This window comes from Achromobacter sp. T5-5 (assembly GCF_055397965.1).
The window spans coordinates 4,863,857-4,879,042 of sequence record NZ_AP027919.1 but is presented as its reverse complement, the minus strand read 5'-3'; the positions used below and the strand labels follow the sequence as shown (position 1 = coordinate 4,879,042).

The 15,186-nt window shown below is 67.1% G+C and carries 11 protein-coding genes; 8 read left to right on the top strand and 3 right to left on the bottom strand.

Annotated features, from left to right (window positions below):
• Positions 1-24: 24 nt before the first annotated feature.
• Entirely contained in the window at positions 25-1,338 is a 1,314-nt protein-coding gene (locus tag ACZ50Q_RS22140) for an MFS transporter (protein ID WP_464079561.1), read from the bottom strand.
• 133 nt (positions 1,339-1,471) lie between these two features.
• On the opposite strand from ACZ50Q_RS22140, the gene argE reads away from it, so the two are divergent.
• The 7 genes from argE to ACZ50Q_RS22105 all read left to right on the top strand — a co-directional run bounded on the left by argE (position 1,472) and on the right by ACZ50Q_RS22105 (position 9,560).
• Complete coding sequence (gene argE / locus ACZ50Q_RS22135) at positions 1,472-2,623, top strand: acetylornithine deacetylase (RefSeq protein ID WP_076519363.1); 1,152 nt, start codon at positions 1,472-1,474, stop codon at positions 2,621-2,623.
• Between the two features lie 121 nt (positions 2,624-2,744).
• Positions 2,745-3,944 carry a tryptophan synthase subunit beta gene (gene trpB / locus ACZ50Q_RS22130; RefSeq protein WP_092578055.1) on the top strand — a complete coding sequence of 400 codons (1,200 nt, stop codon included), beginning with the start codon at positions 2,745-2,747 and terminating at the stop codon, positions 3,942-3,944.
• 4 nt (positions 3,945-3,948) lie between these two features.
• Positions 3,949-4,812, top strand: coding sequence for a tryptophan synthase subunit alpha (trpA, locus tag ACZ50Q_RS22125; protein ID WP_076519364.1), 864 nt, complete (start codon positions 3,949-3,951; stop codon positions 4,810-4,812).
• Positions 4,813-4,848: 36 nt separating this feature from the next.
• Positions 4,849-5,724: an acetyl-CoA carboxylase, carboxyltransferase subunit beta gene (gene accD, locus ACZ50Q_RS22120; RefSeq protein WP_056321862.1), complete on the top strand. Its 876-nt coding sequence runs from the start codon at positions 4,849-4,851 to the stop codon at positions 5,722-5,724.
• 279 nt (positions 5,725-6,003) lie between these two features.
• Positions 6,004-6,552: an acyloxyacyl hydrolase gene (locus tag ACZ50Q_RS22115; protein ID WP_464079560.1), complete on the top strand. Its 549-nt coding sequence runs from the start codon at positions 6,004-6,006 to the stop codon at positions 6,550-6,552.
• A 337-nt stretch (positions 6,553-6,889) separates the two neighbouring features.
• The gene (locus ACZ50Q_RS22110; protein WP_464079559.1) at positions 6,890-7,897 is read left to right on the top strand and encodes a Bug family tripartite tricarboxylate transporter substrate binding protein; all 1,008 of its coding nucleotides are present in this window, start codon (positions 6,890-6,892) and stop codon (positions 7,895-7,897) included.
• 115 nt (positions 7,898-8,012) lie between these two features.
• Positions 8,013-9,560, top strand: a complete 1,548-nt coding sequence (locus tag ACZ50Q_RS22105) for a UxaA family hydrolase (RefSeq protein ID WP_076519368.1) — start codon at positions 8,013-8,015, stop codon at positions 9,558-9,560.
• Positions 9,561-9,649: 89 nt separating this feature from the next.
• Here the strand turns inward: ACZ50Q_RS22105 and ACZ50Q_RS22100 are convergent, their stop codons facing one another.
• Positions 9,650-10,585, bottom strand: coding sequence for a dihydrodipicolinate synthase family protein (locus tag ACZ50Q_RS22100; RefSeq protein ID WP_464079558.1), 936 nt, complete (start codon positions 10,583-10,585; stop codon positions 9,650-9,652).
• Positions 10,586-10,753: 168 nt separating this feature from the next.
• Between ACZ50Q_RS22100 and ACZ50Q_RS22095 the strand changes: the two genes are divergently transcribed.
• Entirely contained in the window at positions 10,754-11,641 is an 888-nt protein-coding gene (locus ACZ50Q_RS22095; protein ID WP_092577805.1) for a LysR family transcriptional regulator, read from the top strand.
• A 147-nt stretch (positions 11,642-11,788) separates the two neighbouring features.
• Here ACZ50Q_RS22095 and ACZ50Q_RS22090 read toward each other — a convergent pair whose 3' ends face one another.
• Entirely contained in the window at positions 11,789-14,893 is a 3,105-nt protein-coding gene (locus tag ACZ50Q_RS22090) for an Rne/Rng family ribonuclease (protein ID WP_464079557.1), read from the bottom strand.
• Positions 14,894-15,186 lie beyond the last annotated feature (293 nt).

Sequence of the window (15,186 nt, the reverse complement as noted above, 5' to 3'; positions counted from 1 at the left end):
GCGGGCCGGGGGCCCGCCGCCGCTTCAGTGTTCCAGCTTCTCGTGCGCGCGGTCGCGCATGTAGAAGGCGGCGATCAGGCCCAGGGCCACGCCAAACATCACGTAGTAGGCGGGTGCCATGGGCGAGCCCGTGGTCTTGATCAGCCAGGTCACGATGAACTGCGCGAAACCGCCGAAGATCATCACGGCCACGTTATAGGCAAGCGACAGGCCCACCGAGCGCACGCGCGCGGGGAACAGTTCCGCCATGACCGTGCTGAACACGCCAAAAAAGGCCGACACGAAAATGCAGACCACGACCTGCACGGTCAGCAGCCGGCCGATCGAGGGCGCGTCCGACAGCCAGAAGTAGAGCGGGTACAGCACGATCAGATAGCCGATCAGCGAGCCGATCACCAGCGGGCGGCGGCCGATGCGGTCGGACCAGGCGCCCATGAAGGGGGTCAGCAGCACCATCAGGCCCGCGCCCACCATCTGCACCAGGAAGGTGTGGTTCAGCGGAAGCTTCAGGATCTGCGTGGAGTAGGTCACCAGATACGTGAAGGTGATGTAGATGGACACCGTGGCCGTCACCACGAGGCCCACGCCGATCAGCGTCTCGCGCGTGTGGGTGCGCAGCATCTGGCCCAGCGTCAGGCGTTGCACCTCGCCACGCGCGGCGGCCTGGCGGTCGGCTTCCTTCATCTGCTTGAAGACATCCGTTTCGTCGACGTTGCGGCGGATATAGATGGCGATCGGCACAATTACCAGGCCGAAGGCGAAAGGCAGGCGCCATGCCCAGTCGGCGATCTGCTGCTCGGTGAAGAACTCGGTGATGAGCGTGCCGCAGCCCGCGCCGATCAGCAGCGCCAGCATCTGGCCCGCCATCTGCCACGAGCCGTAGAAGCCGCGCCGGCCATTGGGCGCCATTTCGATCAAGAGCGCCGTCGAGGTGCCGAATTCGCCGCCCGCCGAGAACCCCTGCAAGAGGCGCGCGATGAGGATGAAGATGGGCGCCAGGATGCCGGCGGCATGGTAGGTCGGGGCGACCGTGATCAGCGCGATGGACACGGCCATCAGCGAGGTCACCATCACCATCGCGGCCTTGCGGCCCTTGCGGTCGCCGTACAGGCCCAGGATGATGCCGCCCACCGGGCGCATGAAAAAGCCCACGCCGAAGATGGCCGTGGTCATGAGGATGGCGTTCAGTTCGCTGCCGGGAATGCTGGGATCGGTGGGAAAGAACAGCTTGGCGATGATCGGCGTCATGAACGCGAACACCAGGAAGTCATACCATTCGAGGGCGTTGCCTATCACTGCTGCCACGATGTTGCGCGTGGGGACTGCTTTGTGCTGCACGGGTTCTCCTTGGGGGGCTTGTCAAATGCGGCCGACATTCTAGGCGTTTACCGCGAGGGCGGTCCCGCACGCCGTCCGCGACGCGGGCGCGCGCTGGCTTTACACTGCGTCTTTTCCCCACGAGAGTAGTGACATGAACGCGCGCACCTGGCTGGAAACGCTGGTTGGCTTTGACACCACCAGCCGCAATTCCAATCTTGCCCTGATCGAAACCGTCCGTGACTGGCTCAAGGGCCAGGGCGTCGATGCCTGGCTCGCGCACAACCCCGAGCGCACCAAGGCCAACCTGTTCGCCACGCTGCCCGCGCAGGACGGCAACCAGCAGGGCGGCATCGTCCTGTCGGGCCACACCGACGTGGTGCCCGTGGACGGCCAGGACTGGAGCACCGATCCGTTCAAGCTCGTCGAAAAGGACGGCCTGCTGTACGGGCGCGGCAGCTGCGACATGAAGGGCTTCATCGCCGGTTCGCTGGCCTTGGTGCCCGAATTCATGGCCATGCCCCGCAAGAAGCCCATCCACCTGGCGTTCTCCTACGACGAGGAAGTCGGCTGCGCGGGCGCGCCGTACATGCTGGCCGACCTGCTCGAGCGCGGCATCCGTCCCGAAGGCTGCGTGGTCGGCGAGCCCACCGGCATGCAGGTGGTGGTGGCCCACAAGGGCATCAATCTCTTTCGCTGCAAGGTCCACGGCAAGGCGGCCCATTCGTCGCTGACGCCGCGCGGCTGCAACGCCATCGAGTACGCCGCCCGCCTCATCTGCCGCATCCGCGACCTGGCCGACAGCTTCAAGGCCAACGGGCCCTACGACCAGTTCTACGACGTGCCTTTCTCCACGATGACCACCAACCAGATCCGGGGCGGCATCGCGGTCAACACCATTCCTGAGCTCTGCGAATTCACCTACGAATTCCGCAACCTGCCGGGCATGCGCCCCGACGACATCCAGGCCGAAGTCGAAAAATACGTGCGCGAAGAACTCCTGCCGCGCATGCAGGCCGAATTCGACGGCGCCCGCATCGACATCGAGACCGGCGCTGCGGCGCCCGCGCTGGAAGCCTCGGAAGAAGCCGCCATCACGCAGCTCGTGCGCGCCCTGACCGAGGACCGCGCCACGCGCAAGGTCGCCTACGGCACCGAGGCCGGCCTGTTCCAGGGCATCGGGATCCCCACGGTGGTCTGCGGCCCCGGCCATATCGAACAGGCCCACAAGCCCAACGAATACGTGGCCCTGGACCAGCTCGCCGCGTGCGAGACCTTCCTGCGGCGCATGGGGCAGTCGCTCTGAGGAGCGGGACGCCCCGGGGGCGGGCGGCGCGCCGGTGCCGCCCGCGTCAGGTAAAATGACGGGTTGCAAACCGGATTTGCGGCGGGCATTGGCCTATCCGCGTTCCGGGGGAGATGCTTTGGTGAAACCTTACGACTTTCCGGATGCCAAGGGCCATTTCGGGCCTTATGGCGGTGTTTTCGTGGCGGAAACGCTGATGCACGCGCTCGACGAGCTGCGCGCGGCCTATGACCGTTACCGGGTCGATCCCGCCTTCCTGGAAGAGTTCAATTACGAACTCAAGCATTTCGTGGGCCGGCCCAGTCCGGTCTACCACGCCCGCCGCTGGTCCGAGCTCGTGGGCGGCGCCCAGATCTGGTTCAAGCGCGAAGACCTGAACCACACCGGCGCCCACAAGGTCAACAACTGTATCGGCCAGGCCCTGCTCGCCAAGCGCATGGGCAAGCCGCGCGTCATCGCCGAGACCGGTGCGGGCCAGCACGGCGTGGCCACCGCCACGGTGGCGGCCCGCTACGGCATGGAATGCGTGGTGTACATGGGCAGCGAAGACGTGCGCCGCCAGGCCTCCAACGTCTACCGCATGAAGCTGCTGGGCGCCACGGTGGTGCCCGTGACCTCCGGTTCGCGCACCCTGAAGGACGCGCTGAACGAAGCCATGCGCGACTGGGTCACCAACATCGAAAACACGTTCTACATCATCGGCACGGTGGCGGGTCCGGACCCCTATCCCCGCATGGTGCGCGACTTCCAGACCGTGATCGGCAACGAATGCCTGACGCAGATGCCCGAGGCCATCGGCCGCCAGCCCGACTACGTGGTGGCGGCGGTGGGCGGCGGTTCCAACGCCATGGGCATCTTCCATCCCTACATCCCGTATGAAAACGTGCGCCTCATTGGCGTCGAGGCCGCCGGGGAAGGCATGGACAGCGGCAAGCACGCCGCATCGCTGGCCGCCGGCCAGGTGGGCGTGCTGCACGGCAACCGCACCTATGTCATGCAGAACGCAGACGGCCAGGTCCAGGAAACGCATTCCGTCTCCGCCGGCCTGGACTATCCCGGCGTCGGTCCCGAACACGCCTGGCTCAAGGACTCGGGCCGCGCCGAATACGTGGGCATCACGGACGACGAAGCCCTGAAGGCCTTCCACGACTGCTGCCGCATCGAAGGCATCATGCCGGCCCTGGAATCCTCCCATGCAATCGCCCACGCCGTGAAGTTGGCCGCCACGCTGCCGCGCGACGCCGTGATCCTGGTCAATCTGTCGGGCCGGGGCGACAAGGACATGCATACCGTCGCCGAACGCGCCGGCCTCGAGCTCTGACACCATGACAACCCGCACCGATCGCATTGCCGCGGCTTTCGCGCGCACCGCTGAATCCGGCCGCGCCGCGGCCCTGATTCCCTACATCGCCGCCGGCGATCCTTCCCCCGCCGCCACGGTTCCGCTGATGCACGCGCTGGTCCAGGCCGGCGCCGACGTCATCGAACTGGGCGTGCCGTTCTCCGATCCGATGGCCGACGGCCCCGTGATCCAGCGCGCCGCGGACCGCGCCATTGCGCAGGGCGTGGGCCTGGCGCGCGTGCTCGACCTGGTGGCCGAATTCCGCCAGCGCGACACCGACACGCCCGTGGTCCTGATGGGCTACGCCAATCCCATCGAGCGCATGGGTCAGGCGGAATTCGCCAGCCGTGCCGCGCAGGCCGGCGTGGACGGCGTGCTGGTCGTGGACTATCCGCCCGAAGAAGTCATCGAATTCGCCGCCACGCTGGGTGGGCACGGCATTGCGCCGATCTTCCTGCTGGCGCCCACGTCCACCGAAGACCGCATCAAGGCCGTGTCCGGCGTTGCGCGCGGCTATGTCTACTACGTCTCGCTCAAGGGCGTGACGGGCGCCGGCTCGCTCAACACCGACGACGTCGCCGAGCGCGTCGCCGTGATCCGCCGCCACGTGCGCGACATCCCGGTCGGCGTTGGATTCGGCATCCGCGATGCCGAAAGCGCCCAGCGCGTGGCGCGCGTCGCCGATGCGGTCGTCATCGGCAGCAAACTGATCGAAACCATGGAACAGGCGGTCGCCAATGCGCCGGCCGCCCAGCAAACCGACGCCGCAGTCGCCGCCGCCAGCGGCTGGCTGCGCACCATCCGGCAGGCGCTGGATCAAGTCAAACGCGAGAACGCGTCGGCCTGAGCGGCCGGGCGCGATCTCAAACGGGATGAATAATCAATGAGCTGGATCGATAAACTCCTGCCTCCTCGCATCAATAAAACCAGCGACAGCGGCGCCCGCCGCGTTCCCGAAGGCCTGTGGGTGAAATGCCCGTCGTGCGAATCGGTGCTGTATAGCGAAGACCTGGCAGCCAATCTTCACGTCTGCCCCAAGTGCGACCACCACATGCGGATCGGGGCTCGCGCCCGCATCGATTCGCTGCTCGACATGGAAGGCCGCGTGGAAATCGGCCAGACCACGCGTTCGGTCGACACGCTGAAGTTCAAGGACACGCGCAAGTATCCCGAGCGCCTGCAAGAGGCCGTCAAGGCGACGGGCGAATCCGACGCGCTGGTGGTCATGAGCGGCTCGATCCGCGGCGTGCCCGCCACGCTGGCCTGCTTTGAATTCGAATTCATGGGCGGCTCCATGGGTTCGGTGGTCGGCGAGCGCTTCGCGCGCGGCGCGCAGGCCGCCCTGGACAACAAGACCCCCTTCATCTGCGTTGCCGCTTCCGGCGGCGCGCGCATGCAGGAAAGCCTGCTGTCGCTGATGCAGATGGCCAAGACGAACGCCATGCTGACCCGCCTGTCGGCGGCCGGCCTGCCGTTCATCAGCGTGCTGACCGATCCCACCATGGGCGGCGTGTCGGCCAGCTTCGCCTTCATGGGCGACGTGGTCATCGCGGAGCCCAAGGCGCTGATCGGCTTTGCCGGCCCGCGCGTGATCGAGCAGACCGTCCGCGAAAAGCTGCCGGAAGGCTTCCAGCGCGCTGAATTCCTGCTGCAAAAGGGCGCGATCGACATGGTCGTCGACCGCCGCCAACTGCGCGAGGAAATCGCCCGCCTGCTGGCCCTGTTGACCAACCAGCCGGCGGACGTGGTCACCGCCTGAGAATGCTGCCTGGACACCCGGCCCCAGCGGTCGGGCCGTCCAGTGACACATGCCGCCGGCAGCCTCGCGCTTCCGGCGGCATTTTTCTGCGCGCGACGCGGTGCTTGGGAACGGCGCTTGCTACGGCCGCCTAGCGCGATGTCGCAGGCCTGAAACACGCGATTTTCGGAACAGTCTTTTTCATGGCAATTTGTTGCCAGATTGCGACAGGCACTACGCCAGTTGATCCGGATTTTGCTATGGTCTCCCGTTAGTCCAGAAACACATGGAGTTATTCCAATGCAGTCGACGAAGAAGAAAATGCTGACGCGCCTTGCCGGCCTTGCCCTGGCAGGGGTTGCCACCTTCGCGAGCGCCCAGTCGTCCGAAGGCACCCAGGGGGGCGTGAGCCTGCACTACGGCATTGGCGACCACTACAAGCGCCTGACCCTCAACTACGAAACCGCCTCGCTCTGGACTTATCAATTCGGCGGCAATTGGGGACGCCTTGATCTGACGCCGGAATTCGGTGCCTCGTACTGGCAGGCCGACGGTTCCCGCTCGCCGGGCCACGTGTGGCAATTCAGCGCCATCCCGATGTTCCGCTGGTGGACGGGCGAACGCTTCTACATCGAAGCGGGTATCGGCGCCACGCTGTTTTCCAGCACGCGCTTTGCCAACGAGAACATCAGCACGGCCTTCCAGTTCGGCGACCACGTCGGCCTGGGCTTTCTGGTCACCCCGAACAACCGCATCGGCCTGCGTTATTCGCATTTCTCGAACGCCAGCATCAAGCGTCCGAATCCGGGCCTGGACGTCGTGCAGCTTACCTACACGTACCAGTTCTGATTGCTGCCTGCATGGACGCGGGGCGCGCTCGCCTGAGCGGGCGCCCTGCGCGCAGATCCTGCAAAACCACCCGTCAGGGTGGTTTTTTTTGCCCTGCGCCGGGGTCTGCTCTATTTCCCGGCCTCCTGTCCTGCCTGCCGCAGGGGCGCTGCCCGACGATTCAACACCTCAAAAAGATTATGTTCTGACTGCGTTTCCACGTACTTGTTGGTGTGGAGTGCTATGCCCAGAATGCCCTGGCGACACCCAAAACCACAACGAGCCGTCGCAGGGCCCTGATCGCCGCATCCCGCGCGGTCGCCCAGGCGCCCGGGAGTACGGCACACGGAGACGTCAGATGAAATACCCCTGTATGCAGGCGCGCCGCATGGCGCGCATGGCCGGCGCCGCCGGCCTGGCTATTGCCCTCGGCACCGCATCCTCCATCGCGCTGGCCGACGAATTCCCGAACAAACCCTTGCGCATGGTCGTGGGCTTTGCGCCCGGAGGCGGCGCGGACATCGTGGCCCGCCTGGTGGGCGCGAAGATGGCCGAAAACCTGGGGCAGCAGGTGGTCGTCGAGAACCGCGCCGGCGCCACGGGCACGATCGCCGCCGACAACGTGGCGCGCTCGCCGGCCGACGGCTATTCGCTGTTCCTGGGGTCGCAGTCCACCATGGTGGTCGCGCCGTCCTTGTTTCCCACCTTGCCCTTCACGCCCGAGAAGGACTTCACGCCGGTCTCGCAAGTGGTCACCATGCCGTTGATCCTGGTGGTCAATCCCGCCCTGATCGACGTCAAGAGCGTCGGCGAGCTCACCGAGCACATCCGGAAGGCCGGCAACGGCGCGCTCAGCTATGCCTCCTCAGGCCAGGGCGGCCCGCAGCACATCGCCGGAGAGCTGTATGCCCACATGGTGGGCACCAAGGTGACGCACGTGCCTTACAAGGGCGAATCGGCCGCGATCGCCGACGTGCTGGGCGGACATGTGCCCTACATGTTCGCGAACCTGCCGGTGGCGCTGCCGCACATCAGCTCGGGCAAGCTGCGCCCGCTGGCCATCACCAGCCTGAAACGCGACCCCAAGGCGCCCCAGATCCCCACGCTGGCCGAATCCGGCTTCAAGGACTTCGAGGTCTCGACCTGGTACGGCGTCTTCGCGCCGGCCAAGACGCCCAAGGCCGTGGTCGACAAGCTTTCCACCTCGATCCGGTCCGCGCTGGACCAGCGCGATATGCAGGCCAAGCTCAGCGAGCAGGGTTTCACGGTGGTGGGCAGCGATTCGGCCGCCTTCAGCCGCTTCGTGGGCGCCGAGCTGCCGCGCTGGTCGGTGCTGATCCGCGACATCGGCATCAAGCCCGAGTAGGGCGGACCTGCCGGGCGTTCGGAGCCGGTCGCCCGACGCCGGTCGCCCGATGCCGGTCGCCCGATGCCGGTCGCCCGCAGCCGGTCGCCCCCATTTTTCCTTCCCGAGACTATCTATGATCGATTTCACCGAAAAGCGCGCCGCCGGTCCCGTCATCCGGCTGCACTCCGCGGACAACGTCGTGGTGGCGCGCGTGCCGCTGGGCATCGGCACGGCCGTGCCTGCCGAAGGCCTCGTCAGCCGCAGCCAGGTCCCGGCCGGGCACAAGATCGCGGCGCGCGACCTGCGCGCGGGCGAACCCATCCTCAAGTACAACGTGTGCATCGGCTTTGCCGCCACGGACATACCGGCCGGCACCTACGTCCACTCGCACAACATGGACTTCCAGGAGTTCGACCGCGACTATGCGCACGCGCGCGATTACGTGCCGACCCGCATCCTGCCCGAGTCCGAACAGGCGCAATTCCAGGGCATCGTGCGCGCCAACGGGCAGGTGGGCACGCGCAACTACATCGGCATCCTGGCCACCGTGAACTGTTCCGCCACGGTGGTGCATCGCATTGCCGCGGCGTTCACGCAGGAGGCGATGGCGGCCTATCCCAATGTGGATGGCGTGGTGGCGCTGAGCCATGGCATGGGATGCGGCATGGAAATGTCGGGCGAGCCGATGGACCTGCTCCGGCGCACGATGGGCGGCTATGCCTGTCATGCGAACTTTGCCGGGGTGCTGATCGTCGGGCTGGGCTGCGAGCGCAACCAGCTCGATGCGCTGCTCAAGGACCAGGGACTTGAAGCGGGCGCGCGGCTGCGGACCTTCATCATGCAGGAGACCGGCGGCACGCGTAAAACCATCGAAGCGGGCATCGATGCCGTGAAGGCCATGCTGCCGCAGGCGAACGACGTGCAGCGTGTGCCGGTGCCTGCGCGGCATCTGAAGATCGGCCTGCAGTGCGGCGGATCGGACGGGTTTTCGTCGATCACCGCGAATCCGGCGCTGGGCGCGGCCATGGACATCCTGGTGCGCCACGGCGGCACGGCCATATTGTCGGAAACCCCGGAAATCTATGGGGTGGAGCACACGCTGACCTCGCGCGCGCGCAGCCGCGAGGTGGGCGAGAAGCTGGTGCGGCGCATCCGCTGGTGGAAGGAAGAGTACTCGCCGGGCCGTGACGTGCAGATCAATGGAAAGGTCAGCCCGGGCAATCAGATGGGTGGTCTGGCCAATATCTTCGAGAAATCGCTGGGTTCCTCGATGAAGGGCGGCACGACGGGCTTGATGGAGGTGTATCGCTACGCAGAGCCCGTCCGGCAGCCGGGCATGGTGTTCATGGACACGCCGGGCTTTGATCCCGTGTCGGCGACGGGGCAGATCGCGGGCGGCGCGAACATGATCTGTTTTACCACCGGCCGCGGCTCGATGTTCGGCGCCAAGCCGGTGCCTTCGATCAAGCTCGCGACCAATACGCCGATGTTCGAGCGCCTGACCGAGGACATGGACGTCAATTGCGGCCAGATCCTGGACGGCACCGCCACGCTGCAAGAGGTGGCGCAGCGGATCTTCGAAGAGATCCTGCGCGTGGCCTCGGGCGCCCGCAGCAAGAGCGAATTGCTGGGACTGGGGGACCACGAGTTCGTGCCCTGGAACATTGGTGTCGTGAGCTGATCCGCATGGCGCGGACCGCGCCGGCGCGGACGGTCAAGCGGGACCGTCCGCGCTTCGCGGGCAGGAATCAGACAGCGATCAGGCAGCGATCAGGCGTCGGCCAGCGCGGCCGCGCCGGGCATGTCAAAGCCGTTGGCCTGAAGCGCAGCCTTCAGGGCATCGGTCTGCGCGGCGTTCAGCTCGACGAGCGGCGCGCGCACCGTGGCCCACGCGGCGTCGCCCGATTTCCAGGCGATGGCGGCCTTCATGGCGGGAATCATGGGAAATTGCTGGAACACGTTGCGCGTGGCGTTCAGGCCCGCCTGGCGCTCGTCCGCATCCGCGTCCTGCCAGCGCTGCTGCAGCGCGACGATGGGGCCCGGATTGACGTTGCCGGTCGCCGTGATGCAGCCCACGCCGCCCGCGCGCAGCGTCTGCAGCAGGAATGCCTCGCTGCCCGCATAGACCTGGAAGCCGCACGGCGCAAAGCGTTCGATCATCGCCGCCGTGTTGGCCCAATCGCCGCCGCTGTCCTTCACGCCCGCGACGATGCCGGGGTAGCGGTCCAGCAGGCGGTCGATGAGATCCAGGCTGAGGGGCACCTGGCTGACGGGCGGGATGTGGTACAGGTACATGCGCAGCGCGTCGTCGCCCACGCCCTCGATCAGTCCGGCGTAGTAGCGGAAAAGACCTTCGTCGCTGACGCCTTTGTAGTAGAAGGGCGGCAGCACCAGCACGCCCATGCTGCCGCTGCGCACCGCATGCTGGGTGAGCGCAATGGCGTCCGGCAGCGCGCACGCGCCCGTGCCGGGCATCAGCGCCGACGGTTCCACGCCCGCGTCGAGCAGCGCGTCCAGCAGGGTGTGCTTTTCGGCCAGGGACAGCGAATTCGCCTCGGAATTGGTCCCAAATATGGCCAGTCCGACGGACTGCTCGCGCAGCCAGCGGCAATGCTTCACGTAGCGGCCCAATGCCGGACGATGGCGCTCATCGAACGGTGTCAGCACCGGGGAAAAAACGCCGGGAATGCGGGCAGGGGTCGTCATGTCTCTACTCGTTATCGGTTGGGGGAAGAAACGCGCCGCGGCCGCGCGGCTGCGATCCCCGATTCTGGCATTGATCCGGCCTGCAAACATCTGCTGTTTAATGGGTTCAATCCATAAAATTATTGTGGTTTGCCATCGGTCAAGCCACGCATCGACAAGGGGGAGACGGTGGATACGCGATATGTGCAGAGCTTTGTGTCGGTGGTCGAATGCGGTTCGCTGGCCGAGGCGGCGCGGCGGCTCGACCTGACGCCCGCCGCCATCGCGGCGCGCGTGCGCACGCTGGAGGAGGAACTGGGCGCCACGCTGGTCAAGCGCGTGGGGCGCAGCGTCAAGGCGACCGAAGCCGGCCTGAAAGTGCTGGAACGCGCCCGCGGCGTCCTGCGCGAAGTACGCGACCTGCGGGCCAGCGCCGCGGACGATGCGCCGCTGGGCGAGCTGCGCCTGGGGGTCTCGGCATCGGGGCTGACGGGCATCATGCCCATCGTGCTGGCCCGCCTGTACCGCCGGCTGCCCAAGCTGGCGGTCTTCATGGAGCCGGGCACCTCCAATCACCTGTACCACCGGGTGATCAACGGGGACCTCGACGCGGCGTTCATCGTCAAGCCGCAATTCAACCTGTCCAAGGGCTACGCCTGGAAGCTGTTGACCGAGGAGCCGCTGGTCGTTCTTGCGCCGCCCGGCACGCCGGGGAACGACGCCCACGAACTGATGCGCACGCAACCCTTCATCCGCTACGACCGCAACGTCTGGGGCGGCCGCCTGGCCGACCAATACCTGCGCCAGCATGGCATCGCGCCGCGCGAGCGGCTGGAGGTCGATGGCCTCATGGGCATTGCCTGCATGGTCTCCGAGGGCCTGGGCGTGTCGCTGGTGCCGGACTGGGCGCCGGACTGGCTCGACAGCCGCCGCGTCAAGCGCGTGCTGCTGCCCGGGCGTGCGCCCCTGCGCCGGATGGGCATTCTGTGGGCGCGGCACATGCCGCATTCGGCGCTCGCCGAGGCCTTTGTGGAGGAGGCGGGCAGGGCCTTGAATCCGCTTGCGCGCCGCGCGTAGGGCGACGGGGCCTAAGCTCCCTTCCCGAGGGCGCGGCGCGGCCCCCGTGAATCCGCCCGTACCATGAAAAACACCCCGCAGTCCGGATTCGAATCCGGCGTGCGGGGTGTTGCGCCTTGTCAGGCCAAGCCCTTGCGGGCTTGCCGTTTAGTGGCGGGTTTCGACCTGGACCAGCGGCTCGTTCGAGACGGGCGTCACCGGCTTGCGCTCGCGGCCCAGGCGGACCGGCGCGTACGAAGCGGCGATGCGCTGCTGGGTCTGCGCGTGGCGTTCCGGATCGGTTTCCACCCACTGCAGGCCGGCGGCATTAACCACGTCGTGCAGGGCCTGCGCCTTGGCGGCCGGGGCAGCGGCAGGCACCACGATGGGCTGCGCGCTGGCCGGGGCCGACGGTGCGGGCGCCGGGGCGGCGACCGGGGCTGCCGCGGGAGCTGCTGCCGGTGCGGGGGCGGCGACGGGCGCTTCGACCACGGGTTCCACGGCGGGCGCTTCCACGGGGGCTTGCACCGGTTCGGCGGCAACGGAAACTTCGCTGGCGGGCGCCACGGCGACGGGCTGGGCGGCTTCACGCGGCGCCGTCTGCACGGGCTGGGCGACGGGCTCGGCCTCGGGCTGCGTCACCGGCTCGGCAACGACCTGCGCGGACTCGGACTCGGGCTTGGCGGTTTCGACCTGGCCGGACGCGGCTTCCTGCACGGGAGCAGCTTCCTGCACCGGTGCGGGTTGCGCGGCGGCCTGCTCGGGCTGTGCGGCCGGAGCGGCTTGAACCTGCTGCGCGGGGGCGGCTACGGTCTGGGCGGCAGCCGGTTGCGCGGGCTCGGCAACGACGCCGTCGGCCTGCGGTTCGCCGGCTTCGTCCGTGCCGTCTTCCAGCAGCTCGTCGCTGCCGGCCACGCCTGCTTCTTCCTGGCTGCGGCGGCCACGGCGGCTGCGGCGGCGGCGGCGCTTGCGTTCGGGATCGGCCGCGCCTTCGGCGCCTTCACCCTGCAGGCCATCGGCGGACTGCTCGACGGCGTCGGCGTCCAGGTTGGCTTCGGCGGCGGGCTGCTGTTCAGATCGGGCGTCGGGCAGCGCGGTGGCGACCGTCTGGGCCAAAGCGGCGACCATGCTTTCCTGTTCGCTCATCGGCGCGTCGGCCTGGCCTTCCTCGCGGCGGTTGCGGCCACGGCCACGGCGGCGGTTGCGGCCGGCACCGGTGTCTTCACCGTTGAGCTCGGGTGCCTGATCCGGACGGCTCGATGCCAGGGCGGCTTGCGTGGCGGATTGCGTATCGCGCTCGCCGCGGGCTTCACCGCGACCTTGGCGCTCGCCGCGTTCGGCGTCGGAGCGGCGGTTGCCGCGCACGTGGTGACGTGCGCCTTCCGTGCCCTCGGCGCCTTCGCCGCGCGCTTCGCCGCGACGGTTGCGGTTGCGGTCGGAACCGTGGCGTTCGCCTCGGCGCTCCTGGCCGTCATGGCTGCCGCGGCCCTTGCCGCGGGTGGGGGCGGCACGCTTGGCGGTTTCTTCGGCGGGGGCGGGCGCGGGCTTGGCGGGTTCGGAACCGCCGGTCAGCCAGCCGACCAGACGCTTGAACAGGCCGCCCAGACCGGCGCCCGTGGCGGGCGCGGCGGGGGCCGCGGCCGGTGCGGCGGGGGTCGAGACCGGAGCAGGCTGCGACGGCGTGATGCCCTTGACCAGGGCTTCCGGACGCGACTTGATTTCGCTTTCGCGCGGCTGCCAGGGGGCGTCGGTGGCCGGGGCTTCGACCAGCTCGAAGCTGGTCTTCACTTCTTCCAGGCGCGGATCGTCGTGGCGCAGGCGCTCGATGTGATGGTGCGGCGTTTCCAGATGCTTGTTGGGGATCAGCATCAGGTTGACCTTCAGGCGCGCTTCCATCTTGGTGATGTCGGCACGCTTTTCGTTCAAGAGGTACGTGGCCACGTCGACGGGCACCTGGGCGTGGACCGCCGCGGTGTTTTCCTTCATGGCCTCTTCCTGCAGCAGGCGCAGGACGTGCAGGGCGCTGGACTCGGCATCGCGGATCACGCCGGTGCCGTTGCAGCGCGGGCAGGTGATGTGCGAGCCTTCGTTCAGGGCCGGACGCAGGCGCTGGCGCGACAGCTCCATCAGGCCGAAACGCGAGATCTTGCCCATCTGGACGCGGGCGCGGTCGAAATGGAGGGCATCACGCAGGCGCTGTTCGACGGCGCGCTGGTTCTTGCTGTCTTCCATGTCGATGAAGTCGATGACGATCAGGCCACCCAGGTCGCGCAGGCGCAACTGCCGGGCCACTTCGTCGGCCGCTTCCGAGTTGGTGCGCAGCGCGGTTTCCTCGATGTCGGCGCCGCGGGTGGAGCGGGCCGAGTTGACGTCGACGGAAACCAGCGCTTCGGTGTGGTCGATCACGATGGCGCCGCCCGAGGGCAATTGCACCGTGCGCGAATAGGCCGTCTCGATCTGGTGTTCGATCTGGAAGCGCGAGAAGAGGGGGATGTCGTCACGGTAGCGTTTGACGCGCTGGACGTTGTCCGGCATCACCACGCTCATGAAGGCGGTGGCCTGGTCGGCGATCTCGTCCGTGTCGATCAGGATCTCGCCGATCTCGGGCGAGAAATAATCGCGGATGGCGCGGATGACGAGGCTGGATTCGAGGTAGATCAGGATGGGCGCGGCATTGTCGCGCGCGGCGCCGTCGATGGCGGTCCAGAGCTGCAACAGGTAGGACAGGTCCCACTGGAGTTCTTCGACGTTGCGGCCGATGCCTGCGGTGCGGGCGATGATGCTCATGCCCTGGGGCAGGTCGAGCTGTTCCATCGTGTCGCGCAGTTCCTGGCGGTCCTCGCCCTCGACGCGGCGCGAAACACCGCCGCCACGGGGGTTGTTGGGCATAAGGACCAGATAGCGGCCGGCCAGCGAGATGAACGTGGTGAGGGCTGCGCCCTTGTTGCCGCGTTCTTCCTTTTCGACCTGGACGATCAGTTCCTGGCCTTCGCGCAGGGCGTCCTGGATGCGGGCGGTGCGCACATCCACGCCTTCCTTGAAGAAGCTGCGGGCAACTTCCTTGAAAGGCAGAAAGCCGTGGCGGTCCTCGCCGTAATTGACGAAGCAGGCTTCAAGGCCGGGTTCGATCCGGGTGATGACACCTTTGTAGATGTTGCCTTTGCGTTGTTCGCGGCCGGCAGTCTCGATGTCGAGGTCGATGAGTTTTTGCCCATCGACGATAGCGACGCGTAATTCTTCCTGATGCGTCGCATTGAACAGCATGCGCTTCATGAGAGGGTTTCTCCGTTGTCATGACGCGCCGATATCGGCGCGTGACCTCGGGCCACTCGGGCTGCGGCTGAAGCGGGCAAGAAGTTGCGGACCGTACCTGGGCGGCGCCCAGGCGTATCCGCCGCGGGTCAGGCGGGCACGTCGTGCCGTGGGGCACGGGGTTCTTTCAGCAGGAGGGTCAGCTTCACTGAATGTGGTTTGACGGAGTGTGCTGGGAACGGCAGCTGCGGTCGGATTGGTTGCCTACACGCAGCTGGTGCTTTAAATATGCGACGATTCTTGCAGTGCTTCAG

Coding starts and splice junctions, on each gene's coding strand:
- argE (WP_076519363.1), top strand. CDS start 1,472: ATGAACGCGCGCACCTGGCTGGAAACGCTGGTTGGCTTTGACACCACC.
- trpA (WP_076519364.1), top strand. CDS start 3,949: ATGACAACCCGCACCGATCGCATTGCCGCGGCTTTCGCGCGCACCGCT.
- accD (WP_056321862.1), top strand. CDS start 4,849: ATGAGCTGGATCGATAAACTCCTGCCTCCTCGCATCAATAAAACCAGC.
- ACZ50Q_RS22115 (WP_464079560.1), top strand. CDS start 6,004: ATGCAGTCGACGAAGAAGAAAATGCTGACGCGCCTTGCCGGCCTTGCC.
- ACZ50Q_RS22110 (WP_464079559.1), top strand. CDS start 6,890: ATGAAATACCCCTGTATGCAGGCGCGCCGCATGGCGCGCATGGCCGGC.
- ACZ50Q_RS22105 (WP_076519368.1), top strand. CDS start 8,013: ATGATCGATTTCACCGAAAAGCGCGCCGCCGGTCCCGTCATCCGGCTG.
- ACZ50Q_RS22100 (WP_464079558.1), bottom strand. CDS start 10,585: ATGACGACCCCTGCCCGCATTCCCGGCGTTTTTTCCCCGGTGCTGACA.
- ACZ50Q_RS22090 (WP_464079557.1), bottom strand. CDS start 14,893: ATGAAGCGCATGCTGTTCAATGCGACGCATCAGGAAGAATTACGCGTC.